Raw genomic sequence first — 259 nt, forward strand, 5'->3', positions numbered from 1 at the left:
GGAGTTCCCTCATCAGGGTCAATTTGGTCTGGGTAGGCGAGGTCAATCTGGAATTTTCCACCCTGCACCAGATAGCTCAAACAGAACCACGCCTCGTTACCTGGGACCTCTTGCCAGCGCTCCCAAATCTCATACAGGGCGCTCAGTAACTCATCGTTGCAATGCCGGAATGTCACCACTCGGGCATCACCGCGCTCGTAGAACAACGCCGACTCAATCACGCCGGTTTGGACTTCCGCATACACCAGCAACCTACCGT

1 protein-coding gene is annotated in these 259 nt (G+C 55.2%); it reads right to left on the reverse strand.

Annotated elements, in window-relative coordinates:
* Positions 1-259, reverse strand: a 259-nt coding sequence (locus tag RVY79_RS20270) for a hypothetical protein (protein WP_317466381.1), incomplete at both ends; no start/stop codon positions are given.

The sequence above is a fragment of the Chromohalobacter sp. HP20-39 genome (assembly GCF_033052815.1).
Taxonomy (GTDB): Bacteria; Pseudomonadota; Gammaproteobacteria; order Pseudomonadales; family Halomonadaceae; genus Chromohalobacter.